This is a genomic window from Polaribacter sp. Q13 (genome assembly GCF_016858305.2).
GTDB lineage: Bacteria > Bacteroidota > Bacteroidia > Flavobacteriales > Flavobacteriaceae > Polaribacter.
Map to the genome: position 1 here is coordinate 3,970,775 of NZ_CP074436.1, position 26,187 is coordinate 3,996,961.

Below are 26,187 nucleotides of genomic sequence, written 5' to 3' on the forward strand. Positions count from 1 at the left end.
TTATGGCAAGATCATTAAAAAAAGGACCTTACATTCACTATAAATTAGAGAAAAAAGTGTTAGCTAATGTAGAAGCTGGAAACAAAACTGTAATCAAAACTTGGTCTAGAGCAAGTATGATTTCTCCAGATTTTGTTGGACAAACAATTGCTGTTCATAACGGACGTCAGTTTGTACCAGTTTATGTTACAGAAAACATGGTAGGGCATAAGTTAGGCGAATTTTCACCAACTCGTTCTTTTAGAGGACACGCTGGTGCAAAAAATAAAGGAAAAAAATAGTAGGATATGGGAGTTCGTAAAAAAAACATGGCAGATCAGTTAAAAGCAGATAGAAAGCAACGTGCTTTCGCGAAGCTTACTAACTGTCCTACATCACCGAGAAAAATGCGTTTAGTCGCAGATCAGATAAGAGGAGTAGAAGTTGAAAAAGCTTTAAAAATCTTAAAATTTAGCCCAAAAGAAGCTTCAATTAATTTAGAGAAATTGTTGTTGTCTGCAATTGCAAACTGGCAAGCTAAAAATGAAGAAGCGTCTATTGAAGAAGCTAAATTGTTTGTAAAAACAATTTGTGTTGATAGCGCAGGAATGTTAAAGAGATTAAGACCAGCTCCACAAGGGCGTGCTCATAGAATTCGTAAGCGTTCTAATCACGTAACTTTAGAGTTAGGTAGTAAAAATTTAAGCAATTAATTAAAGTAGAAATGGGACAAAAAACAAATCCAATAGGGAATCGTTTAGGAATCATCAGAGGTTGGGAATCTAACTGGTATGGTGGTAATGACTACGGAGATAAATTAGCTGAAGATTTTAAAATAAGACAGTATGTAAATGCTAGATTATTTAAAGCAAGTGTTTCTAGAGTAATTATAGAGCGTACTTTAAAACTTGTAACCGTTACTATCACAACTGCACGTCCAGGTATCATTATTGGTAAAGGAGGTCAAGAGGTAGACAAGTTAAAAGAGGAGCTTAAAAAAATTACAGGTAAAGAGGTTCAAATTAATATTTTTGAAATTAAACGTCCAGAATTAGATGCAAAATTAGTTGCAGTTAGTGTTGCTCGTCAAATTGAAAATAGAATTTCTTATAAGAGAGCTACTAAAATGGCTATTCAGGCTACTATGCGTATGAACGCTGAAGGAATTAAAATTCAAATTTCAGGTCGTTTAAATGGAGCTGAAATGGCACGTTCAGAACATTATAAAGAAGGAAGAATTCCACTTTCTACTTTTAGAGCTGATATTGATTATGCACTTGTAGAAGCACATACTCAATACGGAAGACTAGGTGTTAAAGTATGGATTATGAAGGGTGAGGTATATGGTAAAAGAGAATTGTCTCCATTAGTTGGTTTGTCTAAAAAACAAGGCGGTAATAAAGGTGGTGGTGATAGATCTAAACGTCAACAACCTCGTAGAAGAAAATAATTTTTAAAATTAGAAATTAAAAATGTTACAGCCAAAAAGAGTAAAATACCGTAAGGTACAGAAGTCGAAAGGAAATATGACTGGTATTTCTGGTAGAGGAAATCAACTTTCTAATGGAATGTTTGGTATCAAATCTCTAGACCAGAACTTATTAACTTCTCGTCAAATAGAAGCAGCTCGTATCGCGGCAACTCGTCATATGAAAAGAGAAGGGCAGTTATGGATTAAAGTATTTCCAGACAAGCCTATCACTAAGAAACCTTTAGAGGTACGTATGGGTAAGGGAAAAGGAGCACCAGATCATTTTGTTGCAGTTATTAAACCGGGTAGAATTTTGTTTGAAATTGGTGGAGTATCAATGGATGTGGCAAAAGAAGCTTTACGTTTAGCAGCTCAGAAACTTCCAGTGAAAACGAAGTTTGTAATAGCAAGAGATTTTGATATTAACGCATAATTCTAAATAAAATGAAACAATCTGAAGTAAAAGAATTATCTACAGCTGATCTTAATGAGAAGCTTGGAGCGTTGCAAAAGAATTATACTGATCTTAAAATGGCTCATGCAATCACTCCATTGGAGAATCCATTGCAATTGAGAGGTTTAAGAAGAACTGTAGCAAGAATTGCAACAGAATTAACAAAAAGAGAATTACAATAATTCTATAGTCAGTTTTAAAGATGGAAAAAAGAAATCTTAGAAAAGAGAGAATTGGTGTTGTTTCTAGTAACAAAATGGAAAAATCTATTGTTGTTGCTGAAACTAAGAGAGTAAAGCACCCAATGTACGGTAAATTCGTATTAAAGACGAAAAAGTATGTTGCACACGACGAACAGAATGATTGCAACGAAGGAGATACTGTTAGGATCATGGAAACAAGACCTATGAGTAAATCTAAACGTTGGAGATTAGTAGAAATCCTAGAAAGAGCTAAATAATATGTTACAGACAGAATCAAGATTAAAAGTCGCAGATAACACTGGAGCAAAAGAAGTTTTAGTGATTAGAGTTTTAGGAGGAACAAGAAAACGTTACGCAAGTATTGGAGACAAGATTGTAGTAGCTGTTAAATCTGCAACTCCAAACGGAACTGTAAAAAAAGGTCAAGTATCTAGAGCAGTTGTTGTAAGAACGAAAAAAGAAGTAAGACGTAAAGACGGATCATACATCAGATTTGATGATAACGCTTGTGTACTTTTAAATCCTACAGAGGAAATGAGAGGAACACGTGTATTTGGTCCTGTTGCTCGTGAGCTTCGTGAGAAACAATTCATGAAAATAGTATCATTAGCACCTGAAGTGCTTTAAATCATTATATAAGATGAAGAAGTTCAAATTAAAATCAGGAGATACTGTAAAAGTAATTGCAGGAGATCATAAAGGATCTGAAGGAAAGGTTTTACAAATCATTAAAGACAAGGATAGAGTTTTAGTAGAAGGTGTTAACTTAGTTTCTAAGCACACAAAACCTAGCGCTCAAAATCCTCAAGGTGGTATTGTAAAGAAAGAAGCTTCACTTCACATATCTAACTTAATGTTAGTTGAAGATGGTGTAGCTGTGAGAGTAGGTTATAAGGTTGATGGAGATACTAAGACTAGAGTCTCTAAAAAAACTAAAAAATAAGGATAATCATGAGTTACGTACCAAGATTAAAAGCAGAATACAAAGAAAGAGTAATAAAAGCTCTTACTGAAGAATTCAGTTACAAGAATGTAATGCAAGTACCTAAATTAGAAAAAATAGTTGTTTCTAAAGGTGTAGGTGCTGCAATTGCAGATAAGAAATTAATAGATTATGCTGTAGAAGAGTTGACTAAAATTACAGGTCAAAAAGCAGTTTCTACAATGTCTAAAAAAGATATCGCAGCATTTAAATTGCGTAAAGGGATGCCAATTGGTGTTAAAGTTACTTTACGTGGAGATAAAATGTATGAGTTTTTAGATAGATTAGTTACAGCTTCTTTACCTCGTGTAAGAGACTTTAACGGTATAAAAGCTAATGGTTTTGATGGAAGAGGTAATTACAATTTAGGAATTACTGAACAAATCATCTACCCAGAGATTAATATTGATCAAGTTAAAAAGATTAGTGGAATGGATATTACTTTTGTAACATCTGCAGATACTGATAAAGAAGCAAAATCATTATTAGGAGAATTAGGTTTACCATTCAAAAAAAATTAAGAAATGGCTAAAGAATCAATGAAAGCGCGTGAGCGTAAGAGAGCAGCAACAGTTGCAAAATATGCAGAAAAGAGAAAAGCTTTAAAAGAAGCTGGAGACTATGAAGCTTTGCAAAAGTTGCCAAAGAATGCTTCACCAGTTAGAATGCATAACAGATGTAAATTAACTGGACGTCCAAAAGGATATATGAGACAATTTGGTTTATCTCGTGTTACTTTTAGAGAAATGGCAAATCAAGGTTTAATACCTGGTGTTAAAAAAGCATCTTGGTAGAAAATTTTAAATAAAGCTCAAATATAAAAATAGAATGTGTATCTTTGCACGCTCTATTTTTTTTGAGTATAAGAATTTTAACTGATTATAGGTTCATTTATCACAGAGCAATCTGTAGCATAAATAGAGATATTTGAAAACCGTAATCGCAATTTTAAATAAATATGTATACAGATCCAATCGCGGATTTTCTTACTAGAGTAAGAAATGCAATCGCAGCAGGACACAGAGTAGTGGAAATTCCGGCTTCAAATTTGAAGAAGGAAATGACTAAAATTTTGTTTGATCAAGGGTATATTTTAAGCTACCAGTTCAATGACGATAAAGTTCAGGGGACAATTAAGATAGCTTTAAAATACGAAAGAGACACAAAAGAGTCAGTAATTAGAAAAATTCAACGTATCAGTACACCAGGTTTACGTAAATATGTTGGCTCTACAGAGATGCCAAGAGTATTAAACGGACTTGGAATTGCTATTGTTTCTACATCTAGAGGTGTAATGACAAACAAAAAAGCACGTCAAGAAAATGTTGGAGGAGAAGTTTTATGTTACGTTTATTAATCTAAGGAAATGAGTAGAATAGGAAAAAATCCCGTTAGCATTTCACAAGGTGTAGATGTAAACATAAAAGACAATGTTGTAACCGTTAAAGGAAAATTAGGTGAGTTAACTCAGACTATTTCTAATGGTATTACAATTAAGATTGAAGATGGAACTATCACATTAGATAGAGCATCTGAAAGTAAAGACCATAAAGCACAACATGGTTTAATGAGAGCTTTGATCGCAAATATGATTGAAGGTGTAAGTAAAGGTTGGACTAAAGATTTAGAATTGGTAGGTGTAGGTTATAGAGCATCTAATCAAGGACAAAAATTAGATTTAGCTTTAGGTTTCTCTCATAATATTGTTTTAGAAATAGCTCCAGAAGTTAAAATTGAAACAATATCTGAGAAAGGGAAAAACCCGATCATTAAATTATCTTCATTTGACAAACAATTAGTTGGTCAAATTGCTGCAAAGATTCGTTCTTTCAGAGCTCCAGAGCCTTATAAAGGTAAAGGTGTTAAGTTTGTTGGTGAAATATTAAGAAGAAAAGCAGGTAAATCTGCATAATATATAACATTATGGCATTATCAAAGCTTCAAAGAAGAGCTAGAATTAAGCGTAGAATTAGAAAGATTATTTCTGGTACAGCTGTTAAACCAAGGTTAACGGTTTATAGAAGTAACAAGGAAATTTACGCTCAATTGGTAGACGATGTAAACGGAGTAACATTAGCTTCAGTTTCATCTAGAAATAAAGAAATAAAAGCAGATACTAAATCAGATGCTGCAATAGCTGTTGGAAAAGCAATCGCTGAGAAAGCAACTAAAGCTGGTATAGAAACAGTATCTTTTGATAGAAACGGATATTTATATCACGGTAGAGTTAAAGTATTAGCAGACGCTGCAAGAGAAGCTGGTTTAAAATTTTAAGAAATTATGCAAGGATATAAAAACGTAGAAAGAGTTAAGCCTAGTGGGTTAGATCTTGTAGATAGATTAGTTGGTGTACAACGTGTTACTAAAGTAACAAAAGGTGGTAGAGCATTTGGTTTCTCTGCAATTGTTGTTGTAGGAGACGGAAGTGGTGTTGTTGGTCATGGATTAGGTAAATCTAAGGATGTTGCATCTGCTATTGCTAAAGCAATTGAAGATGCTAAGAAAAACTTAGTAAGAATTCCTATTTTAGAAGCAACTTTACCTCATGAACAAAAAGGTAAATTTGGTGGAGCTAAAGTGTTTTTAAAGCCTGCATCTCATGGTACAGGAGTTATAGCCGGTGGTGCTGTAAGACACGTGTTAGAGGCTGTAGGTATACATGATGTATTATCAAAATCTCAAGGATCTTCAAATCCTCATAATGTAGTAAAAGCAACTTTTGATGCTTTATTACAATTAAGAAGTGCAGCATCTATTGCTAAACAAAGAGGTATTTCTTTAGAGAAAGTATTTAACGGATAAACCTAAGAACGATGGCAAGAATTAAAGTTACACAAGTAAAAAGTCAAATCGGACGTCTACAAAGTCAAAAAAGAACTTTAGAGGCATTAGGTTTACGTAAAATGCACCAAACTGTAGAGCATGAGGCTACGCCTTCTATAGTTGGTATGGTAAATACAGTTAAACACTTAGTTTCTTTCGAAGAAATTAAATAAGACATATAGAAAAATGAGTTTACATAATTTAACACCAGCAGAAGGTTCCATTAAAAAAGGAAAAAGAATTGCAAGAGGTGAAGGATCTGGAAAAGGTGGTACCGCTACAAGAGGACACAACGGACAGAAATCTCGTTCTGGTTATTCTAAAAAGATTGGTTTTGAAGGTGGGCAAATGCCACTTCAAAGACGTGTACCAAAATTTGGTTTCACAAACATTAATCGTATTGAATATCAAGGTATCAATTTAGATAAATTACAATCTTTAGTAGATAGTGGAAAGATAACAGATACAGTAGATTTAGATTCTTTAATAGCTAATAGATTGGCAAGAAAAAACGACTTAATAAAAATATTAGGTGGTGGAGAATTAAAGGCTAAATTAAATATTACTGTACATAAATTTACAGCATCAGCAAAAGCAGCTATTGAAGCGGCTGGAGGAGAAGCTGTTACTTTATAACATCCCGTAAATGATGAAATTAATAAATAGATTAAAAGAAATTTTCAGTATTGAGGAGTTGAAAAATAAAATTCTTCTTACAATCGGTTTAATTGCTGTATATCGTTTTATGGCGGCTGTTCCTTTACCTGGAATAGATCCCTTACAACTTACAGCTTTAAAAGAGAGTACTTCTGGAGGTCTTTTAGGTTTATTAAATGCATTTACAGGAGGAGCATTTGCTAGAGCGTCAGTAATGGCACTTGGTATTATGCCTTATATTTCAGCATCTATTGTAGTTCAGTTAATGGGAATTGCGGTTCCTTATTTACAAAAACTACAAAAAGATGGAGAAAGTGGACGTAAAAAAATTACACAAATAACTAGATGGTTAACGATAGGTATTACTTTGGTTCAAGCACCAACGTATATTACGGCTATTAAAACACAATTTGGTTTAGGACCAGAGGCTTTTTTAGTAACTGGACCTACTTTTTGGATATCATCTATTATCATTTTAACTGCAGGAACGGTTTTTGCTATGTGGTTGGGAGAGCGTATTACAGACAAAGGTGTTGGTAATGGTATATCATTATTAATAACAGTAGGTATTTTAGCTAAATTTCCAGCAGCATTTTTACAAGAATTTGTTGCAAAAACAACAAATGCAGGTGCGGGTGGTATTATGATGGTTTTAATAGAAATCATTGTTTGGTTTGTAGTAATTTTATTAACTGTGCTATTAGTTACTGCTGTTCGAAAGATCGCGGTGCAATATGCTAGAAGAACAGTTGTGGGAAATGTACAAAATGTTGCAGGTTCAAGAGATTATATTCCTTTGAAATTAAATGCAGCAGGTGTAATGCCAATTATCTTTGCACAAGCAATTATGTTTTTACCAGTTGCTTTAGCTCAGAGATTTCCAGCAATTGCTAGTTTACAAGATATGAATGGTTTATGGTACAATGTTATTTTTGCATTGTTAATTGTCATCTTTAGTTATTTCTATACTGCTATTACTATTCCTACGAATAAAATGGCAGATGATTTAAAAAGAAGTGGTGGTTTTATACCAGGAATTAGACCAGGAAAAGACACAGCAGATAGATTAGATTCTGTTTTATCTAGAATAACGTTTCCAGGATCGTTGTTTTTAGCGGCATTATCAATCTTACCATCAATTGTAGTTCAGTTTGGAGTACAACATAGTTGGGCCATGTTTTTTGGTGGAACATCATTAATAATTATGGTTGGGGTTGCAATTGATACGTTGCAACAAATTAATTCGTATTTGTTAAATCGTCATTATGATGGTTTAATGAAAGCGGGGAATAGCAACAGAAAATCGAATAAATAATATGGCTAAACAATCAGCAATTCAACAAGACGGAACAATTACAGAAGCATTATCTAATGCGATGTTTCGTGTAGAATTAGAAAACGGACATATTGTTACGGCTCACATTTCAGGTAAAATGCGTATGCATTATATTAAATTATTACCAGGAGATAAGGTGAAATTAGAAATGAGCCCATACGATTTATCAAAGGCAAGAATTACTTACAGATACTAAAAAAACAAAACAGATGAAAGTTAGAGCATCAGTTAAAAAAAGAAGTGCCGACTGCAAAATAGTTCGCAGAAAAGGTAGATTATACGTGATTAATAAACAAAATCCTAGATTTAAACAAAGACAAGGGTAATGGCAAGAATAGCAGGTATTGATATTCCAAAGAATAAAAGAGGTGTTATCGCATTAACTTACATCTTTGGTATAGGAAGCAGCAGAGCTCAAAAAGTTCTAGCAGAAGCAAAAGTAGATGAGAGCATTAAAGTTCAAGATTGGACAGATGATCAAATCGCAGCAATTAGAGAACAAGTAGGATCTTTCACTATTGAAGGAGAATTACGTTCTGAGGTACAGTTAAACATCAAACGTTTGATGGATATCGGTTGTCAAAGAGGAATTCGTCATAGACTTGGTCTTCCATTAAGAGGACAAAGAACTAAGAATAACTCTCGTACAAGAAAAGGTAAGAGAAAAACTGTAGCTAACAAGAAAAAATAAGTTAGATAAAGTAATCAAGATCTAATAATAGTATTTACTATAAGGTTAGAAAACTAAATTACTAAAACTGAAAAATTATGGCAAAAGCAAGTTCAAAAAAGCGTAAGGTAATAATTGATGCTGTTGGAGAGGCGCACGTAACTGCATCTTTTAACAACATCATTATTTCTTTAACAAATAAAAAAGGAGACGTTATTTCTTGGTCATCTGCAGGTAAAATGGGTTTTAGAGGTTCTAAAAAGAATACTCCATATGCAGCTCAATTAGCAGCAGAAGATTGTGCAAATGTTGCAAAAGAAGCAGGTTTACGTAAAGTAAAAGTTTATGTAAAAGGACCAGGTAATGGTAGAGAATCTGCAATTAGATCACTTCATAATGCAGGTATCGAAGTAACAGAAATTATTGATGTTACACCAATTCCTCATAATGGATGTCGTCCACCTAAGAGAAGAAGAGTATAATTAAATATTTTAATTTGATGGGAATAAGATTATCGAAGGAGAAAGCCTTAATTCATAATCCCTATCTATAACAACAAAAGAAATGGCAAGATATACAGGACCAAAAACTAAAATTGCTCGTAAATTTGGCGAGGCAATTTTTGGAGAAGATAAAAACTTCGAAAAAAGAAACTTTCCTCCAGGACAGCATGGAAATGCAAGAAGAAGAGGAAAAAAATCTGAATATGCAACTCAATTAATGGAGAAGCAAAAAGCGAAATATACTTATGGTATTTTAGAGCGTCAATTCAGTAACTTGTTTAAACAAGCACAAGCTGCTTCGGGTATTACAGGTGAAATTTTATTACAATTATGTGAATCTCGTTTAGATAACGTGGTTTATAGAATGGGTGTTTCTAATTCTAGAAGTGGAGCTCGTCAATTAGTTTCTCACAGACATATTACTGTTAATGGTGAAATCGTTAATATTCCTTCTTATAGTTTACAAGATGGAGATGTTGTTGCTGTAAGAGAAAAATCTAAATCTTTGGTAGCTATCGAAAATGCATTAGCTTCTAATAGCAATGTTTTTGAATGGTTAACTTGGAACACGGATACTAAAACTGGAACTTTTGTAAAAGCACCAGAAAGATTACAGATTCCAGAAAACATTAAAGAACAATTAATCGTAGAATTATATTCTAAGTAATCAATTAATCATATTGAAATTCGGCCAAAGGGTTTATAAATATTTCTTCACATTTATAAACCGCGCAACCGGATAACAATTAAAACGAAGAAAATGGCAATTTTAAATTTTCAAAAACCAGATAAAGTTATAATGATTGAATCTACTGATTTTAAAGGTAGATTTGAGTTTAGACCTTTAGAACCAGGTTTTGGTTTAACCGTAGGAAATGCTTTAAGAAGAGTACTTTTATCTTCTTTAGAAGGATTTGCTATTACATCATTAAGAATTGATGGTGTAGAGCATGAGTTTTCAACAGTTCCTGGAGTTGTAGAAGATGTTACAGAAATTATTTTAAACTTAAAACAAGTTCGTTTTAAGAAACAAATAGAAGAAACTGATAGAGAAACTGTATCTGTTTCATTATCTGGTCAAGAGCAATTAACTGCTGGAGATTTACAGAAATTTATCTCTGGTTTTCAAATTTTGAATCCAGATTTAGTAATCTGTAATATGGATAAATCTGTAAAATTAAATGCAGAAATTACTATAGAAAAAGGTAGAGGATTTGTACCTGCAGAAGAAAATAAAAAGGCTTCAGCACCAATAGGAACAATCTTTACAGATTCTATATACACACCAATTAAGAATGTAAAATATGCAATCGAAAATTATCGTGTAGAACAAAAAACGGATTATGAAAAATTAGTTTTCGATATAGATACTGATGGATCAATAAATCCTAAAGAGGCATTAACTGAGGCTGCAAAAATATTAATTCACCACTTTATGTTATTCTCTGATGAGCGTATCACTTTAGAGGCTGATGAAATTGCACAAACAGAAACGTATGATGAAGAATCATTACACATGCGTCAGTTATTAAAAACTAGATTAATCGACATGGATTTATCTGTAAGAGCTTTAAATTGTTTAAAGGCTGCAGAAGTAGATACATTAGGAGATTTAGTTTCTTTTAACAAAAGTGATTTAATGAAATTTAGAAACTTTGGTAAAAAATCATTAACAGAACTAGAAGAATTAGTTATTGTTAAAGGTTTAAGTTTTGGAATGGATTTGACAAAATACAAATTAGATAGAGATTAATTTTTCATAATTTGCTCCTCATAGTGAGTTGATGCAAGATGAAATAATAAAACAAAGGTCATGAGACACGGAAAAAAGCATAATCATTTAGGAAGAACTACTTCACACAGAAAGGCAATGTTAGCTAATATGACATGTTCTTTAATAGAACATAAACGTATTAACACTACAGTGGCAAAAGCAAAAGCATTAAGAGTTTTTGCAGAACCATTAATAACAAAGTCTAAAAGTGATACTACTCACAACAGACGTGTTGTATTTTCTCACTTACGTGATAAATATGCAGTTACAGAATTATTCAAAGAAATTTCTGTAAAAGTAGCAGATAGACCAGGAGGTTATCTTCGTATTATTAAGTTAGGAAATCGTCAAGGAGATAATGCTCCTATGGCAATGGTAGAATTAGTTGATTACAACGAAATTTACAATCCTAATGGTAAAAAAGCTAAGAAAACTACACGTAGAGGAAGAAGCAAAAAAGCGGATGCTCCACAAGTAGAAGGAACGGCAACAGAAGAAAAATCTGAAGAATAAAAAATGAAAATTTTTTAAATTATATAAAAGGGATAAGCGTTTACGTTTATCCCTTTTTTTTATATTTTTGCATTAAGAAACACAACAACTATCAATGAAATATCAAACACGAAAAAAGGCGCTTGTTTTATTAGCAGATGGAACAATTTTTTATGGTAAATCCGTAGGAATAGAAGGAACATCAACTGGTGAAATCTGTTTCAATACAGGAATGACAGGTTATCAAGAAATATTTACTGATCCATCTTATTTTGGTCAGTTAATGGTGGCAACAAATGCTCATATTGGTAATTACGGGGTAAATGATAATGAAGTAGAATCTGACGGAATTAAAATTTCTGGTTTAATTTGTAGAAATTTTAGTTTTACACATTCTAGAGTTGATTCTAATGGAAACTTAAAAGATTGGTTTACAAAACATAATCTTGTGGCTATTTCTGATGTTGATACCAGAGCATTAGTAGCATATATTAGAGACAATGGTGCAATGAATGCAATTATTTCTACTGATGTAGAAAATATTGATGCTTTAAAGAAACAATTAGCATCTGTACCAAGTATGGAAGGATTAGAATTGGCTTCTAAAGTATCTACTAAAGAATCTTATTTTGTTGGTGATGAGAATGCAAAAATTAGAATTTCTGCTTTAGACATTGGAATTAAAAAGGATATTTTAAGAAACTTGGCAAAAAGAGGGGCTTATATTAAAGTTTTTCCATTCAATGCTAAGTTTGAAGATTTATTAGATTTTAATCCTGATGGTTATTTTATCTCTAATGGACCTGGAGATCCAGAACCATTAATTGAAGCACAAGAACTAGCACAAGAAATTATCAAAAGAAATTTACCTTTGTTTGGTATCTGTCTAGGACACCAAGTAATTGCATTGGCTAATGGAATTTCTACTTATAAAATGCATAATGGTCATAGAGGAATTAATCATCCTGTTAAAAACTTATTGACGGGTAAAGGAGAAATTACTTCACAAAATCATGGTTTTGCTATTAATAGAGAAGAAACAGAAGCTAATGACAATGTAGAAATTACACATGTTCATTTAAATGATCATACAGTAGCTGGAATTCGTATAAAAGATAAGAATGCGTTTTCTGTTCAATATCACCCAGAAGCAAGTCCAGGACCACATGATTCTGAATATTTATTTGATCAATTTATTGAAAATATTATAGCAGCAAAAAAAGTTTTGTCTTAGTTTATAGGTTATATGTAGTAGCTTTAATGTTGATGAACAATTGTTAAAGTATCTATAACTTTTAAATATTATTTTTGAGTTGTGACGTAAAAATCACATTCTTTTTCATATCAATTTTCCCACTCATTTTATGAGTGGGTTTTTTATTTTATCTAGAATTATTTTAGCAAACGTTTTCGTAATTAATTGGGCTCAAATTATTAAATACATAAGACATTTCGTAATTTAGCCAAAGCAAGTAAAAAGATTTTAAATTAATTAAATAATAAATAAAATGAGCATTATAATTAGCGTTCACGCACGTCAAATTTTTGATTCAAGAGGTAATCCAACAGTAGAAGTAGATGTTACTACAGAAAATGGTATTTTAGGTAGAGCGGCAGTTCCTTCTGGAGCTTCTACAGGAGAGCATGAAGCTGTAGAATTACGTGATGGTGGAAAAGATTACATGGGAAAAGGTGTTTTAAAAGCAGTTTCTAATGTAAATAATATTATAGCACCAGAGTTATTAGGTACTTCTGTTTTTGAACAGAATGCTATTGATCAATTAATGATTGATTTAGATGGTACTCCAAATAAATCTAAATTAGGAGCTAACGCTATTTTAGGAGTTTCTTTAGCTGCTGCTAAAGCTGCTGCGAATGAGTTAGGTATGCCTTTATATAGATATGTAGGTGGTGTTTCTGCTAATACTTTACCATTACCAATGATGAATATCATTAATGGTGGTTCTCATTCAGATGCTCCTATTGCATTTCAAGAATTTATGATTATGCCAGTTCAGGCAGAAACTTTTTCTCAAGCATTAAAAATGGGATCTGAAATTTTCCATAACTTAAAGAAAGTTTTACATGACAGAGGTTTATCTACTGCTGTAGGTGATGAAGGTGGTTTTGCACCAACTTTAGACGGAACAGAAGATGCTATCGAAACAATTGCATTAGCAGTTAAAAATGCTGGTTATGTTTTTGGTGAACAAGTAAAAATTGCATTAGACTGTGCTTCTGCAGAGTTTTATGTTGATGGTAAATACGATTATACTAAATTTGAAGGAGATAAAGGTGTTATCCGTACTAGTAAAGAACAAGCTGATTATTTAGCAGAATTAGCTTCTAAATATCCAATTATTTCTATTGAAGATGGAATGGATGAAAATGACTGGGATGGAACAAAATATCTTACTGAATTAATTGGAGATAAAGTTCAATTAGTAGGTGATGATTTATTTGTTACTAATGTAGAGCGCTTAGCTAAAGGAATTGAAAACGGAATAGCAAATTCAATTTTAATTAAAGTAAACCAAATTGGTAGTTTAACAGAAACTATTGCAGCTGTTAATATGGCTAAAAATGCTGGTTATACAACAGTAATGTCTCACAGATCTGGTGAAACAGAAGATAATACTATTGCAGATTTAGCAGTAGCTTTAAATTGTGGACAAATAAAAACTGGTTCTGCTTCTCGTTCTGATAGAATGGCAAAATACAACCAATTATTACGTATTGAAGAAGAATTAGGAGCAACTGCTTATTTTCCAGGAGAAAAAGCTTTTAATTTATAATTAAATATTTTTTTAAAAATAATTGAACCTCATAAGAAATTATGAGGTTTTTTTTGCGGTATTCTTACATAAATTAAGATTATCTTAAAATATCTAAAATCTATTAGAACAACCTTTTAAAATGTCTTAAAATTTGGTATCTTCGTCAAACTTAACAATACTAAAAAATCATCATTAATGTCAGATATAGCTAAATTAACAATTGGAGAAGATTCATATGAATTTCCACTTATAAAGGGAACAGAAAATGAGGTTGCCATAGATATAAAAACCCTAAGAAGTGCAACTAATGGAGTAATAACTATTGATCCTGGATTTAAGAACACAGGTTCTTGTGAAAGTGCTGTTACTTTTTTAGATGGAGAAAAAGGGATTTTACGTTATAGAGGTTATTCAATAGAAGAATTAGCAGAAAAAGCAGACTTTTTAGAAGTTTCTTACGCTTTAATATTTGGAAACTTACCTAATAAAGAACAATTAGATAAATTTCAAAATGACATTAGAGATCATTCTTTAGTAGATGATGATATTAGAAAGATTATGGAAGCATTTCCAAAAACTGCGCACCCTATGGGAGTTATATCTTCTTTAACAAGTGCGTTAACTGCTTTTAACCCTTCTTCTGTAAATGTTGAGTCTAGAGAGGATATGTATAATGCTATTGTACGTATTATGGCTAAATTCCCTGTTTTGGTGTCTTGGACAATGCGTAAGAAAAAAGGGATGCATTTAAATTATGGAAAAAAATCTTTAGGGTATGTAGAGAACTTGATGTTTATGATGTTTAAACAACCTAACGAAGATTTTATCATTAATCCAATTGTTAAAGATGCATTAGATAAGTTGTTAATTTTACATGCAGACCATGAGCAAAACTGTTCTACATCTACAGTAAGAATTGTGGGTTCTTCTAAAGCGGGGTTATTCCCTTCTCTTTCTGCTGGGATTTCTGCACTTTGGGGTCCATTACATGGTGGGGCTAATCAAGCAGTTTTAGAAATGTTAGAAGCTATAAAAGCGGATGGAGGAGATACTAAAAAATACATGGCAAAAGCAAAGGATAAAGAAGATTCTTTCCGTTTAATGGGCTTTGGTCATAGAGTTTATAAGAATTTTGATCCAAGAGCTAAAATTATTAAAGCTGCAGCAGATGAACTTTTAAATGATTTAGGTGTTGAAGACCCTATTTTAGATATTGCAAGAGCCTTAGAGGAAGAAGCTTTAAGTGATCCTTATTTTGTGGAAAGAAAATTATATCCGAACGTAGATTTTTATTCTGGTATTATCTACAGAGCTATGGGAATCCCTACTGAAATGTTTACAGTAATGTTTGCTTTAGGACGTTTACCTGGTTGGATTGCTCAATGGAAAGAAATGCGTCTTAATAAAGAACCAATAGGTAGACCACGTCAAATTTATACAGGTGAAAATTACAGACCATTTGTTGGTATAGAAAAAAGATAAATTTTATTACATTTACAAAATCAAAGCTTCATAAATTTATGAAGCTTTTTTTATCCATTTTATCTATGTTAAAATTAAATATCAAAAACGAAACATCACGATTAAGAGCTGTAATTTTAGGAACAGCCAAAAGTAATGGTGGCATACCTAGGTTAGAAGATTGTTATGATCCTAAAAGTATTAAACATGTTTTGGCAGGTACTTATCCGAAAGAATCTGAAATGATTGAGGAGATGGAAATGTTCGCAGAAGTTTTTAAAAAGTATGATGTACAGGTATTTCGACCAGATATAATTGAAGACTATAATCAAATATTTTCTAGAGATATAGCCTTTGTAATTGAAGACACTTTTATTGAAGCAAATATCCTTCCAGAAAGAGAAAAAGAGTATAAGGCTATAGGTAAAGTGATCTCACAAATTAATAAAGAAAAGGTAGTTGTTTTACCTAAGGAATGTCATATAGAAGGTGGTGATGTAATGCCTTGGAATGAGTATATTTTTATAGGTACTTATTCTGGAAGTGATTATGCTGATTATATTACTGCTCGTACTAATATAGATGCTGTAATTGCACTTCAAGAATTATTTCCTCAAAAGAAGGTTAAATCTTTTGAATTAAGAAAATCAAATACCAATGCAAAAGAAAACGCATTGCATTTAGACTGTTGTTTTCAACCCATCGGGAAAGACAAAGCTATTCTTCATAAAAATGGTTTTTTAATTGAAAGAGAATATGAATGGTTGGTTAATTTTTTCGGAGAGGAAAATATTTTCGAAATTACCAAAGAAGAAATGTATAATATGAATAGTAATATTTTTTCTATTTCTGAAGAAGTTATTGTTTCTGAAAAAAACTTTACCAGATTAAATACTTGGTTAAGAGAAAATGGTTTTACAGTAGAAGAAGTAAGTTATGCAGAAATAGCGAAACAAGAAGGATTGCTTAGGTGTTCTACATTGCCTTTAATTAGGGATTAAACCAGAAGTCCTAAAAGTATTTTTGCTAGATTTGGTTAAAAGATATTTAGATGGTTTATAAGTAGGTGATTTTTTAGTTTAATATGTTGAATCTATATTTTTTGAAGAATATCTGATATATAATAGGATTATTTTTTTTCGAGTTTTATTGTTTTGTTTAGGTACATCTTAAAGATTTTTATTTAGATAAAAGATAAATAATTATAAATTTTGTGAGCAACTTTAAATCTTAGTAAACTTCTAACAAATTCCATTTCGTCATTCTTTTTAAAGTGTCTATCTTTATCGGTTGTAATTAGTCACTTATTTAATGGAACTCTACAAAGAAAATCAACTTAAAGTATACAACTCTTTATCAAAGAAAAAAGAGAATTTTAAAACCATAACAGACGGATACGTAGGTATGTATGTTTGTGGTCCAACCGTTTATAGCAACGCGCATTTAGGTAATGTTAGAACCTTTATGTTTTTTGATGTTGTGTATCGTTATTTATTGCATTTAGGTTATAAAGTACGTTATGTGCGTAATATTACAGATGCGGGGCATTTAGAAAATGATGCAGATGAAGGGGAAGATAAAATTGCAAGAAAAGCACGTTTAGAACAAATTGAACCGATGGAAGTTGTACAACGTTACACGGTAGATTTTCATGATGTTTTAAAAAACTATAATTTTTTACCACCAAGTATAGAGCCAACTGCCACAGGTCATATTGTAGAGCAGATAGAAATGATTAAAGAAATCATAGAAAAAGGTTTTGGATATGAAGTAAATGGTTCTGTCTATTTTGATGTACATGAGTATAACAAAAAAGAAAATTACGGAATTCTCTCTGGTAGAAAAGTAGAAGATTTATTACATAATACCAGAACTTTAGACGGACAATCTGATAAGAAAAACCCACAAGATTTTGCACTTTGGAAAAAAGCAGATGAACGTCATATTATGCGTTGGCCTTCTCCTTGGTCAGACGGTTTTCCGGGTTGGCATTTAGAGTGTTCTGTAATGAGTACAAAATATTTAGGCGAAAGTTTCGATATTCATGGAGGTGGAATGGATTTAAAATTTCCACATCACGAATGTGAAATTGCACAATCTAAAACATGTAGCGGTGTAACGCCTGTAAATTACTGGATGCACACAAATATGCTTTCTTTAAACGGCCAAAGAATGGCAAAATCTACAGGTAATTTTATTTTACCGAATGAGATTTTATCTGGAGAAAATAACATTTTACCAAAACCATTTTCTGCAAGTGTAGTTCGTTTCTTTAACATGCAAGCTAATTATAGAAGTATTTTAGATTTTTCTGGAGATGCTTTAGAAGCATCAGAAAAAGGACATTCTAAATTAATGGAAGCTGTAAATTTCTTAGAAAAAATTGAAGCAGGTAAAACATCTACTTTCAATGTTCAGGAATGGAAAAAAGCTTGTTATGCTGCTATGAACGATGATTTTAACACGCCAATGTTAATTCCGCAATTATTTGAAGCTGTAAAAGTGATCAATCAAATAAAAGAGCATAAAGCAAGTTTAACTGTAGATGATTTAGCCGAATTTAAAACAACAATGAATGCATTTGTTTTTGATGTTTTAGGGTTGATGAATGAAAATTCTCAAGACAATTCAGAAAAAATAAATGGAGTTGTAGAATTGCTAATAAAGTTAAGAAAAGAAGCAAGAGAAAATAAAGATTGGGCATTGTCAGACCAAATTAGAGATGAACTAATTGCATTAGGAATTCAATTAAAAGATGGTAAAGAGGGTACCACATTTTTAATCAATTAAAAAGAAAATTACGAATTACGAATTACGAATTACGAATTACAAATTATGAATTTTCAAGTTTTTGAGTGTGATTGTCATTTCGAAAGAGGAACGATTGAGAAATCTCAGAATCAAGATGTATTCATTTAATTTTTAATAAATAATCATTGAAAAAAATACTTTCATATCCATTTATATTGCTAGTTCGCTTTTACCAAGTGGCAATTTCTCCATTTACACCATCAACTTGTAGATACAGTCCAACGTGTTCACATTACACAATTGAGGCTTTACAAAAACATGGATTGTTTTCGGGAGGTTGGTTGGCATTAAAAAGAATTTTTAGTTGTCATCCTTGGGGAGGAAGTGGTTATGATCCGGTACCGGATAAAAAGGAAGAATAGAAAAAAAAAGACATAAGACATAAGACGTTTTGACTTTTGACTAAAACAAATATAAATGTCATTACTAGGAAAAATGACGAAGTAATCTGCTATTTGGTAAGAGATTGCTTCTTTTTATTATTAATGACAAAAAAACATAAAAAAATATGAGCTTTTTAGCAATTACATGGAATCCTTCAATAGGAATAGATTTAGGTTTTTTTACCGTTCGTTGGTACAGTTTAATGTTTGTAGCAGCATTTTTATTGGGGTTAAGACTAATGAAAAAAATCTATGTTGAAGATAAAATTCCTGAAGAAAAATTAGATGTATTATTTATGTATGTCTTTGTTTCTATGCTTGTAGGGATGCGTTTGGGAGATGTGTTTTTTTATAGTTGGTCTTATTATCAGAATCATTTATTAGAAATATTTTTACCAATAAAAGAAAGTGCAACCGATTCTTTATTTGGTATTATAAAAGGGTGGAAATTTACAGGTTTTACAGGTTTTGCAAGTCACGGTGCAGCCATTGGTATTCCTATTGCAATGTATTTTTATGCAAAAAAGCATTTACAAAAACCTTGGTTATTTATCTTAGATAGATTAGCAATTATGGTGGCTTTAGCAGGATTTTTTATCCGTTTTGGAAATTTTTTCAACTCAGAGATTTATGGAAAAGAAACCCATTCTAGTTTTGGAGTAATTTTTAAAGCAGCAGGAGAAACCGCTCCGAGACATCCAACCCAATTGTATGAAGCCTTTAGTTATTTAGTATTGTTTTTTGTAATGTGGCATTTGTATTGGAAAACGGATAAAAAACAACAAACAGGATATCTTTTTGGTTTGTTTTTAGTGGTACTTTGGTCGCTACGTTTCTTTATAGAATTCTTAAAAGAAGCACAGGTAGATGGTAGAGAAGATTGGGTATTTAATTCCTTAAATACAGGACAAGTTTTAAGTATACCATTGGTTTTAATCGGTTTTTGGTTGATGTTTAAGAAATCAAAAAAAACAGTAAAATAAGTAGTTGTATGAGTAAATTAAAACAACGTTGGGGAGTAAATAGTAATTGGTCTATTATAGCAATCATTTTAGTTTTTTCTATAAACGGTTCTTTTGCTACTTGGGTGGCAAAACCTTTAACTAGTTTTTTAGGGCTATCTCAAGAAACAACAAACCCTTGGGTATTTTGGCCTTTAAGAATTCTATTGATTTTTCCTATTTACCAAGCAACACTTCCTATTGTAGGTTGGTGTTTTGGACAGTTTAAATTCTTTTGGGCTTTTGAGAAAAAGTTTTTAAGCAGACTAGGTTTAGGATTTTTATTTAAAAAAGAAAATTAAGACGATATAATTTCTTTTACTTCTTCCTTATTAATAACATAACTGTAAAACCACATTATTGTAAATGTTGGTATCACATCTAAAAAAGGAACTGCTTCTTCAATAATACTAACAATACCAGCTACTTTTCCTTGCTTTCCTTTATACATTTTAGTCATTATATATCCAGATAAAGGAGCCCAAATAACATCTATAAAAGGTATTGGAATGATACCAATAATATCTAATACAATGCTTAAAATTAATTTTTTGTATTTCTTATTCATACTTATTTTTTAGTAAAATAAATCAAAATTCTTGCCAAATACGACTTATTTAAAAGCGAAATTAATAAATTTGTTAAAATTAAATTTTTCTCGGTGGATTTTAATGTTTTCAAAAATAAAATAGTCCAACTTAAAACAATTGAATTAGGTGGTTTAGAGGCTCAATTTAAATTAGCACCTAAAATGCGCTTAAAATTTGATGCTGATAAAATTATAGCGAATAATCCAAGAAAAGCAGCAGTGTTGGCGTTGTTTTATCCCAATAGAAAAAATGAAACTTGTTTTTTACTAACACAAAGGGCTAGTTATAAAGGTGCACATTCTGCACAAATAAGTTTTCCCGGAGGGAAGTTAGATAAAACAGACAGAGATCTTGAAAATACAGCATTAAGAGAAACTTTTGAGGAAGTAGGAGTTGCTGAGGCATCTATAGAAATAATTAGAGAATTAACAGATGTGTATATTCCGCCAAGTAATTTTTTAGCAACCCCATTTTTAGGTTTTACAAATGAACGACCTAATTTTATTTTAAATTATGAAGTAGAGCAAACGATAGAGGTTTTATTAAGAGATTTGCTAAATGAAACCAATATAAGCTCTGTAAATATGAATACCTCTTATATGGATAATATAGAAGTACCTTGCTTTAAATTAGAAGATTATATTGTGTGGGGAGCAACGGCTATGATGCTTTCAGAAATTAAAGAACTCTTAAAATAGCTTCTTTCTTATTTGTTTTGTAAGTTTGTTAATCTAACTAAAACTAATTAATAATGCCTTTATTTAAAAGGAATCCATTTGGCCATATTTTATTGTTAAAAAAATGGCTTATCAGAATTTTCGGAATTGTATCTCACGGTAGATATCATAAATTCAATAATTTAAATATTGAAGGATCTGAGAACCTTAAAAATTTACCAGATTCAGGGGTCTTATTTATTTCTAATCACCAAACTTATTTTGCGGACGTAGCAGCTATGTATCATGTTTTTAATGCTTCTTTAAGTGGTAGAGACGATTCTATAAAAAATATTGGCTATATCTGGAAACCTAAATTAAATGTATATTTTGTTGCGGCAGGTGAGACCATGAGATCTGGTATTTTACCTAAAATATTTGCTTACATGGGGTCTGTTTCTATAGAAAGAACATGGCGTAGTGCTGGTAAAGATGTAAAAAGACAAGTTAAAAACTCAGACATTTCTAATATTGGTAAAGCCATAAAAGATGGTTGGGTAATTACATTTCCACAAGGTACAACTACACCCTTTAGGCCAATTAGAAGAGGTACTGCGCATATTATTAAAACTTATAAGCCAGTTGTAGTGCCTATTGTTATTGATGGTTTTAGACGTTCTTTTGATAAAAAAGGATTAAGTATTAAGAAACGTAATGTTTTACAATCTATGGTAATTAAAGAGCCATTAGAAATAGATTACGAAAATGAAAGTATTGCAGAAATTGTAACTAAGATAGAATTTGCTATTGAACAACATCCGTCATTTTTAAAAGTTTTATCTGTAAAAGAATTAGAAGAATTAACAAAAGAAGAAGAAGCCTTAAATAAGAAAAGAGCTTTTTGGAGTTGATCATTTGATTCAGAAAATAATATTAAACCTCGACATTTCGAGGTTTTTTTATGCAAAACAAAATAATTTTCAAGTTTTATGGTTTAATCAATTAGCTTCTTTTTTAGACTTCTAAAAGCGTTTACAATAACCTCATAAAAACTATATAGATAAACCCTAATTAAGCTGTATATTTGCAGTCAGAAAAAAACGATATGCGTACAAAAACCATCAAAAAAAATAAGATTAACGTAGTTACTTTAGGGTGTTCTAAAAATATTTACGATTCTGAGGTGTTAATGGGACAATTAAAAGCCAACGGAAAAGAGGTTGTTCATGAAGATGAAAATGATGATGGAAATATTGTCGTTATTAATACTTGTGGATTTATTGGTAAAGCTAAAGAGGAATCTATAGATACCATTTTACATTATGCCAAAAGAAAAGAAGCTGGTGAAATTGATAAAGTTTTTGTTTCTGGTTGTTTAAGTGAACGATATAAACCAGATTTAGAAGCAGAAATTACCAATGTAGACCAGTATTTTGGTACGCACGATTTACCAAACTTATTGCAAGCTTTAGAAGCAGATTATAAACACGAATTAATCGGAGAACGTTTAACAACAACTCCAAAACATTATGCATATTTAAAAATTGCAGAAGGTTGCGATAGACCTTGTTCTTTTTGTGCAATTCCTTTGATGAGAGGAAAACATGTTTCTACTCCTATTGAAGATATTGTTACAGAAGCAACAAAGTTAGCGGCAAAAGGAATTAAAGAAGTAATGTTAATCGCGCAAGATTTAACATATTACGGATTAGATATTTATAAAAAACGTTCTTTAGCGCAATTGTTAGAAGCGTTGGCTAAAGTAGAGGGAATTGAATGGATTAGAATGCATTATGCTTTTCCTACAGGTTTTCCTATGGATGTTTTAGAAGTGATGAAACGTGAACCTAAAGTATGTAATTACTTAGACATTCCGTTACAACATATTAACACAGAGTTGTTAAAGTCTATGAAACGTGGTACAACTCATGAAAAAACAACTGCTTTAATTCATAAATTTAGAGAAGCTGTGCCAGAAATGGCAATTAGAACGACACTAATTGTTGGGTATCCTGGGGAAACAGAAGAAATGTTTCAAGAGTTAAAAGATTGGATTGAAGAAATGCGTTTTGAACGTATGGGTGCTTTCGAATATTCTCATGAAGAAAATACAGGAGCTTATGTTTTAGAAGATGATGTACCTGCAGAAGTAAAGTTTCAAAGAGTCAATGAGATTATGGAAATTCAATCTCAAATTTCTTGGGAATTGAATCAAGAAAAAATAGGAAAAACATTTAGATGTTTATTCGACAGAAAAGATGGTGAGTTTTTCTACGGAAGAACAGAATCTGATTCGCCAGACGTTGATAACGATGTTATTGTAGATGCCAAAGAACATTATATTAAAATTGGTGAATTTATAGATATTAAAATCCACGAAGCCGGAGATTATGATTTATACGGAACGCCAACTGTTAAGCAAGAAAAGCCTGTTTCTTTAAATCAAAAGAGAAAATAATAAATAAAAAGTAAAAAAAACCACTCGTTAGAGTGGTTTTTTTATGGTTTAAAATAAAGTGATGTTACTTTAATTTATCAGAATTTAATAAGAAAACAGCATTGGCAACAAATAGTTTTCCGTTTTGCCAGAAAGATCTAAACAAAGGATTGTCTACCATATAAATAATACTTCCGCTACCTATTTGTTCTTCTGCAAATAAAATAGATTTCGGTACATTTTTCACCGCTTTACTACCTGCATAACCAGATACGTTTTTAGCTTCTTTATCAAAATAAGCAACGTTATTACCGTCTTTTAAATATTCGTAAGAAGTACTGCCTAATTTTAATGAAAAATATTCTTTTCCATATCCAAAAGCTAACGGATGCGTATTGTCTAAAGTACTTTTAAAGATACTACCTGTAATTAAATTAGCAACATCTTTACGCTCTTTAGCTGCGTAAGGAGTAAGGTCTGCATCTTTAATTTTATCTCCAGATATTTTCTTCTTTAAAGAGAATTCCTTTTTATCAGCAAAACTATTTAAGGCATTTCCAATGGCAATTAAAGTTCCTCCAGAACGTGTCCATTTTTTTACTTTCTCTAAAGTAGTTTTTGTTAAGACCTTACTATAAGCACCATTCGGAATGATAATAACATCATATTTAGAATAGTCTAAAAATCCAAAGTTTTCCGTATTTACATTCGTTATTGGGTATTGTAATTGTGTTTCAAAGAAATGCCAAATCTCGCCAAAACTTAATGACGAAGTTCCTTTACCAGATAAAACGGCAATTTTTTGATGGTTGATTGGTTTCACAGAATAAGAACCAAAATCGACTCCAGAAGAAACAAAACCAGTTTTTACAGCAGCTAATTCTCTTTGGTGTTTATTTGCAATGGAGATTAACTTAGTATCAAAAGCAGTATTTCTATTGTCATTTCTTAGAATAATAAGAGTTCCTCTTTTATATGATTTTCCTGCGATAGAAAAAGGCTTCTCCGAAAAACGAGGCGTAATATTAGCTTGTAATAAAGCGCCTAAAAAAGTGGCATCGTCTAAACTATTCCATTTAGAAATATAGGCATACGCTTTTTTATCAATAGCATTTGTAATAACGTTTGTGGTTTTACTAGTACTAGAACTTACTTTAGTTTTAGAAGCAATTGCTTTAAATCCGTGTGCATACGGTAAAGACCAAGCAGTAATATCATACGTTAAAGAATCTACTAATTTTACTTTAGGTTCAAAAAGAACTTTTACCATTTTTCCTTTTGGCTGATTGGTATGTATTACTAAATCAGTAGAAGAGATAGCCATTTTTCCTTCTTTTTGGGTAGTGTAATCATATCCTTTTACAATTCCGCTTTTAGTGTTTTCATATAGAATTTCATGCGTATCTAATAAAGCTTTTAAGCGATTCGTTTTGTCTTCATTCTCATTTTTTAACACATAACTTTTATAACCTAAAGCTTCATTTTTAAAGAATTTTCTAAATTCAGTATTTAATTTTTCTGCATTTTTAGATGAAATTTCTACAGTAGACAAACCAGTAGTTAGATGATGAATTGCTCTGTCTTTTAAGGTTAACACTTCTCCTTCATCTGTTTTAATTCCTAAACCAGCCATTCCATGACCTGCTTGTTCGTAGGTCATACCAATAGCACCCATGTTGGTTGGGTAGGTATCTCCGTAACTTGGGTATAATAAATCGAAACTTTCTTTTGTAAAATACAGCCAACCTTCTTGGTCAAAATACTTCGCATTATTTTTTCCTACTTCAGTTTGAAACTCTCGTTGCCAATCAGAAATAACTTCATGAAAAGGTTCTGCGGCAGGCGCAAAATAATAAGGACTATTAATATATTGTTCATGGAAATCTACATGCACATGTGGCATCCATTTATTATACATTTTTATGCGTTGCGCAGATTCTACTTGTGTTGCCCAAGCCCAATCTCTATTTAAATCGAATAAATAATGATTTGGTCTTCCTCCTGGCCAAGGTTCTGCATGTTCTTTTGCGTCTTGGTTAATATTAAAAGGCGTACTTTTTACTTGGTTGTACCAATTTACATATCTATCTCGTCCATCAGGATTTACAGCAGGGTCTATAATAACAATCGTGTTTTCTAAATAAGCTTTCTTTTTAGTAACCAACTCGTAAAGCATTAACATGGCAGCTTCTGTGCTAGAAGCTTCGTTTCCATGAACGTTGTAGCTTAACCAAACAATGGCTTTGTTGTTTTTAGAATTTCCAGAAATAATACCTGTTTGAGCAAGATTATCTTTTCTAATACTTTCTAAATTTTTAATATTTTCTTCGGATGAAATATAACTTAAATACAAAGGTCTGTGCTCATTTGTTTCTCCGTATTTTTCTAATTTAACATTCGGCAAAGTGCTGCTTACGTATTTAAAATAGTCTACCACTTTATGATGTCTTGTAAAGCGAGCTCCAATTTCATAGCCTAAAAATTCTGAAGGAGATTTTAATGTTTGTGAAAATACACTTCCAATGGTTAAGAAAGCAGTAATAAAAAGTAATTTTAATTTCATAAATAAGCGTTTGGAAACCAAAAGTAAGAATATATTTTTTTGTTTTTCAGTAGTTTGAATTTTTATGATGTTAAAACTTTGTTAGATTGGATTGGTGCTTACGACAAAGGAAAAATTATTCGTATTTTTATCAAAAATTAATCAAACTAAATGAATTTGATCTC

General features: G+C 31.6%; 37 protein-coding genes. 35 read left to right on the top strand and 2 right to left on the bottom strand.

Going from position 1 to position 26,187, the window contains the following annotated elements; genetic code table 11:
- The first annotated feature begins 2 nt into the window (after nt 1-2).
- From rpsS to JOP69_RS16915, 32 genes are all read left to right on the top strand, one after another.
- Complete coding sequence (gene rpsS / locus JOP69_RS16760; RefSeq protein WP_109403430.1) at nt 3-281, top strand: 30S ribosomal protein S19; 279 nt, start codon at nt 3-5, stop codon at nt 279-281.
- 6 nt (nt 282-287) lie between these two features.
- Entirely contained in the window at nt 288-692 is a 405-nt protein-coding gene (gene rplV / locus JOP69_RS16765; RefSeq protein ID WP_203392045.1) for a 50S ribosomal protein L22, read from the top strand.
- An 11-nt stretch (nt 693-703) separates the two neighbouring features.
- The gene (gene rpsC / locus JOP69_RS16770) at nt 704-1,429 is read left to right on the top strand and encodes a 30S ribosomal protein S3 (protein ID WP_158841427.1); all 726 of its coding nucleotides are present in this window, start codon (nt 704-706) and stop codon (nt 1,427-1,429) included.
- A 22-nt stretch (nt 1,430-1,451) separates the two neighbouring features.
- Nucleotides 1,452-1,883 carry a 50S ribosomal protein L16 gene (gene rplP / locus JOP69_RS16775; protein ID WP_203392046.1) on the top strand — a complete coding sequence of 144 codons (432 nt, stop codon included), beginning with the start codon at nt 1,452-1,454 and terminating at the stop codon, nt 1,881-1,883.
- A gap of 11 nt (nt 1,884-1,894) precedes the next feature.
- On the top strand, nt 1,895-2,086 hold the full coding sequence (rpmC, locus tag JOP69_RS16780; RefSeq protein WP_203392047.1) for a 50S ribosomal protein L29: 192 nt from the start codon (nt 1,895-1,897) through the stop codon (nt 2,084-2,086).
- 20 nt (nt 2,087-2,106) lie between these two features.
- On the top strand, nt 2,107-2,364 hold the full coding sequence (gene rpsQ / locus JOP69_RS16785; protein WP_065320234.1) for a 30S ribosomal protein S17: 258 nt from the start codon (nt 2,107-2,109) through the stop codon (nt 2,362-2,364).
- A gap of 1 nt (nt 2,365) precedes the next feature.
- A complete protein-coding gene (rplN, locus tag JOP69_RS16790) occupies nt 2,366-2,734 on the top strand; it encodes a 50S ribosomal protein L14 (RefSeq protein WP_068451523.1) in 369 nt (122 codons plus the stop codon).
- 13 nt (nt 2,735-2,747) lie between these two features.
- On the top strand, nt 2,748-3,050 hold the full coding sequence (gene rplX / locus JOP69_RS16795; protein ID WP_203392048.1) for a 50S ribosomal protein L24: 303 nt from the start codon (nt 2,748-2,750) through the stop codon (nt 3,048-3,050).
- An 8-nt stretch (nt 3,051-3,058) separates the two neighbouring features.
- Complete coding sequence (gene rplE / locus JOP69_RS16800; RefSeq protein WP_203392049.1) at nt 3,059-3,610, top strand: 50S ribosomal protein L5; 552 nt, start codon at nt 3,059-3,061, stop codon at nt 3,608-3,610.
- A gap of 3 nt (nt 3,611-3,613) precedes the next feature.
- Complete coding sequence (rpsN, locus tag JOP69_RS16805) at nt 3,614-3,883, top strand: 30S ribosomal protein S14 (protein ID WP_203392050.1); 270 nt, start codon at nt 3,614-3,616, stop codon at nt 3,881-3,883.
- 164 nt (nt 3,884-4,047) lie between these two features.
- Nucleotides 4,048-4,446, top strand: a complete 399-nt coding sequence (rpsH, locus tag JOP69_RS16810) for a 30S ribosomal protein S8 (protein ID WP_203392051.1) — start codon at nt 4,048-4,050, stop codon at nt 4,444-4,446.
- A 9-nt stretch (nt 4,447-4,455) separates the two neighbouring features.
- The gene (rplF, locus tag JOP69_RS16815; protein WP_203392052.1) at nt 4,456-5,001 is read left to right on the top strand and encodes a 50S ribosomal protein L6; all 546 of its coding nucleotides are present in this window, start codon (nt 4,456-4,458) and stop codon (nt 4,999-5,001) included.
- Between the two features lie 11 nt (nt 5,002-5,012).
- Entirely contained in the window at nt 5,013-5,363 is a 351-nt protein-coding gene (rplR, locus tag JOP69_RS16820) for a 50S ribosomal protein L18 (RefSeq protein ID WP_203392053.1), read from the top strand.
- A 3-nt stretch (nt 5,364-5,366) separates the two neighbouring features.
- The gene (gene rpsE, locus JOP69_RS16825; RefSeq protein ID WP_203392104.1) at nt 5,367-5,891 is read left to right on the top strand and encodes a 30S ribosomal protein S5; all 525 of its coding nucleotides are present in this window, start codon (nt 5,367-5,369) and stop codon (nt 5,889-5,891) included.
- 11 nt (nt 5,892-5,902) lie between these two features.
- The gene (gene rpmD, locus JOP69_RS16830) at nt 5,903-6,085 is read left to right on the top strand and encodes a 50S ribosomal protein L30 (protein ID WP_068451547.1); all 183 of its coding nucleotides are present in this window, start codon (nt 5,903-5,905) and stop codon (nt 6,083-6,085) included.
- Between the two features lie 13 nt (nt 6,086-6,098).
- Nucleotides 6,099-6,548, top strand: coding sequence for a 50S ribosomal protein L15 (gene rplO, locus JOP69_RS16835; protein ID WP_203392054.1), 450 nt, complete (start codon nt 6,099-6,101; stop codon nt 6,546-6,548).
- A 13-nt stretch (nt 6,549-6,561) separates the two neighbouring features.
- Nucleotides 6,562-7,884 carry a preprotein translocase subunit SecY gene (secY, locus tag JOP69_RS16840; RefSeq protein WP_203392105.1) on the top strand — a complete coding sequence of 441 codons (1,323 nt, stop codon included), beginning with the start codon at nt 6,562-6,564 and terminating at the stop codon, nt 7,882-7,884.
- 1 nt (nt 7,885) lies between these two features.
- Entirely contained in the window at nt 7,886-8,101 is a 216-nt protein-coding gene (gene infA, locus JOP69_RS16845) for a translation initiation factor IF-1 (protein WP_004568721.1), read from the top strand.
- Nucleotides 8,102-8,114: 13 nt separating this feature from the next.
- Nucleotides 8,115-8,231 (top strand): type B 50S ribosomal protein L36, encoded by a 117-nt coding sequence (gene ykgO, locus JOP69_RS16850; protein ID WP_004568720.1) that lies wholly within the window; start codon nt 8,115-8,117, stop codon nt 8,229-8,231.
- Nucleotides 8,231-8,596, top strand: coding sequence for a 30S ribosomal protein S13 (rpsM, locus tag JOP69_RS16855; RefSeq protein ID WP_105050458.1), 366 nt, complete (start codon nt 8,231-8,233; stop codon nt 8,594-8,596). The genes ykgO and rpsM overlap by 1 nt, the downstream gene beginning before the upstream one ends.
- Before the next feature lie 77 nt (nt 8,597-8,673).
- On the top strand, nt 8,674-9,057 hold the full coding sequence (gene rpsK, locus JOP69_RS16860; RefSeq protein WP_203392055.1) for a 30S ribosomal protein S11: 384 nt from the start codon (nt 8,674-8,676) through the stop codon (nt 9,055-9,057).
- Nucleotides 9,058-9,139: 82 nt separating this feature from the next.
- Nucleotides 9,140-9,745 (top strand): 30S ribosomal protein S4, encoded by a 606-nt coding sequence (gene rpsD, locus JOP69_RS16865; RefSeq protein WP_203392056.1) that lies wholly within the window; start codon nt 9,140-9,142, stop codon nt 9,743-9,745.
- A 93-nt stretch (nt 9,746-9,838) separates the two neighbouring features.
- A complete protein-coding gene (locus JOP69_RS16870) occupies nt 9,839-10,831 on the top strand; it encodes a DNA-directed RNA polymerase subunit alpha (RefSeq protein WP_203392057.1) in 993 nt (330 codons plus the stop codon).
- A gap of 60 nt (nt 10,832-10,891) precedes the next feature.
- On the top strand, nt 10,892-11,365 hold the full coding sequence (gene rplQ, locus JOP69_RS16875; RefSeq protein ID WP_068451564.1) for a 50S ribosomal protein L17: 474 nt from the start codon (nt 10,892-10,894) through the stop codon (nt 11,363-11,365).
- Between the two features lie 94 nt (nt 11,366-11,459).
- Entirely contained in the window at nt 11,460-12,578 is a 1,119-nt protein-coding gene (gene carA / locus JOP69_RS16880) for a glutamine-hydrolyzing carbamoyl-phosphate synthase small subunit (RefSeq protein ID WP_203392058.1), read from the top strand.
- 274 nt (nt 12,579-12,852) lie between these two features.
- A complete protein-coding gene (gene eno, locus JOP69_RS16885) occupies nt 12,853-14,139 on the top strand; it encodes a phosphopyruvate hydratase (protein ID WP_203392059.1) in 1,287 nt (428 codons plus the stop codon).
- 177 nt (nt 14,140-14,316) lie between these two features.
- On the top strand, nt 14,317-15,603 hold the full coding sequence (locus JOP69_RS16890) for a citrate synthase (protein WP_203392060.1): 1,287 nt from the start codon (nt 14,317-14,319) through the stop codon (nt 15,601-15,603).
- Nucleotides 15,604-15,668: 65 nt separating this feature from the next.
- Nucleotides 15,669-16,583: a dimethylarginine dimethylaminohydrolase family protein gene (locus JOP69_RS16895; RefSeq protein WP_203392106.1), complete on the top strand. Its 915-nt coding sequence runs from the start codon at nt 15,669-15,671 to the stop codon at nt 16,581-16,583.
- Between the two features lie 310 nt (nt 16,584-16,893).
- Nucleotides 16,894-18,372, top strand: a complete 1,479-nt coding sequence (gene cysS / locus JOP69_RS16900; RefSeq protein WP_203392061.1) for a cysteine--tRNA ligase — start codon at nt 16,894-16,896, stop codon at nt 18,370-18,372.
- 146 nt (nt 18,373-18,518) lie between these two features.
- Nucleotides 18,519-18,755: a membrane protein insertion efficiency factor YidD gene (yidD, locus tag JOP69_RS16905; RefSeq protein WP_203392062.1), complete on the top strand. Its 237-nt coding sequence runs from the start codon at nt 18,519-18,521 to the stop codon at nt 18,753-18,755.
- A 146-nt stretch (nt 18,756-18,901) separates the two neighbouring features.
- A complete protein-coding gene (gene lgt, locus JOP69_RS16910; RefSeq protein ID WP_203392063.1) occupies nt 18,902-19,759 on the top strand; it encodes a prolipoprotein diacylglyceryl transferase in 858 nt (285 codons plus the stop codon).
- A gap of 8 nt (nt 19,760-19,767) precedes the next feature.
- The gene (locus tag JOP69_RS16915; protein ID WP_203392064.1) at nt 19,768-20,079 is read left to right on the top strand and encodes a DUF6787 family protein; all 312 of its coding nucleotides are present in this window, start codon (nt 19,768-19,770) and stop codon (nt 20,077-20,079) included.
- Here JOP69_RS16915 and JOP69_RS16920 read toward each other — a convergent pair.
- Nucleotides 20,076-20,345, bottom strand: a complete 270-nt coding sequence (locus JOP69_RS16920) for a hypothetical protein (protein ID WP_203392065.1) — start codon at nt 20,343-20,345, stop codon at nt 20,076-20,078. The two genes, JOP69_RS16915 and JOP69_RS16920, sit on opposite strands and share 4 nt — an antisense overlap.
- A 93-nt stretch (nt 20,346-20,438) precedes the next feature.
- On the opposite strand from JOP69_RS16920, the gene JOP69_RS16925 reads away from it, so the two are divergent.
- From JOP69_RS16925 to rimO, 3 genes are all read left to right on the top strand, one after another.
- Nucleotides 20,439-21,065 (top strand): CoA pyrophosphatase, encoded by a 627-nt coding sequence (locus JOP69_RS16925; RefSeq protein WP_203392066.1) that lies wholly within the window; start codon nt 20,439-20,441, stop codon nt 21,063-21,065.
- Between the two features lie 53 nt (nt 21,066-21,118).
- Nucleotides 21,119-21,934 (top strand): 1-acyl-sn-glycerol-3-phosphate acyltransferase, encoded by an 816-nt coding sequence (locus tag JOP69_RS16930; RefSeq protein ID WP_203392067.1) that lies wholly within the window; start codon nt 21,119-21,121, stop codon nt 21,932-21,934.
- 194 nt (nt 21,935-22,128) lie between these two features.
- The gene (rimO, locus tag JOP69_RS16935; protein WP_203392068.1) at nt 22,129-23,481 is read left to right on the top strand and encodes a 30S ribosomal protein S12 methylthiotransferase RimO; all 1,353 of its coding nucleotides are present in this window, start codon (nt 22,129-22,131) and stop codon (nt 23,479-23,481) included.
- 64 nt (nt 23,482-23,545) lie between these two features.
- Here rimO and JOP69_RS16940 read toward each other — a convergent pair whose 3' ends face one another.
- A complete protein-coding gene (locus tag JOP69_RS16940) occupies nt 23,546-26,023 on the bottom strand; it encodes a M14 family metallopeptidase (RefSeq protein WP_203392069.1) in 2,478 nt (825 codons plus the stop codon).
- Nucleotides 26,024-26,187: the final 164 nt, after the last annotated feature.